2 protein-coding genes and 1 other RNA gene are annotated in these 1,988 nt (G+C 43.4%); 2 read left to right on the plus strand and 1 reads right to left on the minus strand.

Features of this window, described 5'->3' with window-relative positions:
- Positions 1-93: 93 nt before the first annotated feature.
- A complete protein-coding gene (gene panB / locus Q0338_RS04945) occupies positions 94-897 on the minus strand; it encodes a 3-methyl-2-oxobutanoate hydroxymethyltransferase (protein ID WP_298085789.1) in 804 nt (267 codons plus the stop codon).
- A gap of 85 nt (positions 898-982) precedes the next feature.
- Between panB and Q0338_RS04950 the strand changes: the two genes are divergently transcribed.
- Complete coding sequence (locus Q0338_RS04950) at positions 983-1,390, plus strand: Hpt domain-containing protein (protein ID WP_298085790.1); 408 nt, start codon at positions 983-985, stop codon at positions 1,388-1,390.
- Between the two features lie 66 nt (positions 1,391-1,456).
- Positions 1,457-1,814: a transfer-messenger RNA gene (gene ssrA, locus Q0338_RS04955) on the plus strand.
- Positions 1,815-1,988 lie beyond the last annotated feature (174 nt).

Consider the following 1,988-nt stretch of genomic DNA (forward strand, 5'->3'; position numbering starts at 1 on the left):
TCTGTTTGTCAAATTTAACGCCTAAGGACCAAATTTGCCGTCGTTTGCCGGGTGATCAAATTTGCCCCGCCTACCAGATTTACCCAAAACAAGCTAAATTTTATACTCAAACTCCTCGCTCGGAAACGACTTTTTTCTAACCTCGCGGGCATAGGTTTCGACTGCCGTTCGCACCAAATTTGCGCCGTCAAGGTAGCGCTTGACGAATTTTGGCTTAAACTCGTCGAAAAACCCGAGCATATCGCTCCACACGAGAACCTGCCCGTCCACGTCGGCACCCGCGCCGATACCGATAATAGGCATTTGCACGCTCTTTGCGACCTTTGCCGCAACCGAGCTTAGCGTGCCCTCGACCACGGCCGAGAACGCTCCAGCACGCTCAAGCGCTTTTGCCTCGTCGATCAAGCGCGCTTCGTCAGCCTCGCTGCGTCCTTTTATCTTGTAGCCGCCCTCTTTTCGCACAAACTGCGGCATGAGCCCGATGTGAGCCATCACGTTTATACCCTCGCCCACGAGCCTTTTTACGATAGGAGCGGCTTTTAGACCGCCTTCAAATTTGACCGCGTCCGCGCCGGCTTTGATAAATTTCGTCGCGTTTTTTAACGCGGATTTTTCGTCCTGATAGCTACCAAAGGGCATATCAGCCACGACGAAAGCGTGCTTTGCGCCCTGCAAAACGGCCTTAACGTGATAAAGCGCGTCGTTCATTTTAAGGCTAAGGGTGTCTTTTTTGCCGTTAAAGCTCATATTTAGACTGTCGCCCACTAAGATAATGTCGACGTAATCATCAAAAAGCCGCGCAAAAAGAGCGTCGTAAGCCGTGATCATAACGATGGGCTGTGCACCCTTTTTGTTAATTATATCATAAATTGTAACTTTTTTATCATTTTTCGGCATAAATTTCCTCCTTAAATTTAGGTAATTTATTTTTAATTTTATCAAAAAAATGATACAATCAGGACAATGATTTTAAGGAAAATAAATGGGAATACTAAAAAGCCTCGAGATAGACTACTCTTACGATATTGTGGAGGAGTTTTTGTCGCACTACTCCTTGATGTGCGACCTGATGGAACCTCTCATCATCGGGCTAACTAGAAACGATAGATATAACGCCAACATCAACGAGCTTTTTAGAATTTTTCACAACATCAAGTCTGCCTCAAGCTTTATGAAGCTCAATCCGATATTTAAACTAACGACATTAGCAGAGGAAATTTGCGGCGAAGCAAGGGATCTACAAGGACCCGCAAACGATGACTTCGTAGACTGGCTGCTTTTATTGAGCGACCAGTTTAACAGATACAAAAACGATATAGAAAACGATGCCGAGTTTTTCAGCCCCTTAGATGCAAATATCGTAAAAATCCCCCAAAAACTAGACGTTTGACAAAAAATACAAAAAATAATATAATCCACAACCTTTAAAACAAGGCTAAATTTAGCCTATTCTTACGGGAGCGACTTGGCTTCGACAGGAGCAGAGCGGTCACGGTGGCACGTCGCTTTGAGCAAAGCGTAAAAAGCTCAAATAAATTTAAACGCAAACAACGTTAACTACGCTCCTGCTTACGCTAAAGCTGCGTAAGTTCAGTTGAGCCTCGCCTAGTCTGATACTAGCTAAGATAACGGCGAGTAACCCCAGCTAGCGTAGGTTGGCGGCCTGACGAGCTGCTAGCCGAAATCTTGTCTTAGTCTAAAATAAGGTTTTGGAAAGTGAGCCCTTTTAGATGAAATTTTCACTTTTGCTAAGCGTGTAGAGGCCGTAATCGGTTTGTTTTTGGACAGGGGTTCGATCCCCCTCGCTTCCACCAAGTGTCATTTTTATAAGATTTCAAAATCTACTAAACCACAAATTTAAAGACATTTTTACTTTGTCATACTTTTAAAAATAAGCCCGATCAGACCAAAGATGCCACTATCAAATCAAATTTTTATTAAAGCAAAATTTGACGTTTTTTATATGTCCATGTTTTTCAAATTTGAAC

This window comes from uncultured Campylobacter sp., from assembly GCF_938018145.1.
Lineage (GTDB): Bacteria > Campylobacterota > Campylobacteria > Campylobacterales > Campylobacteraceae > Campylobacter_A.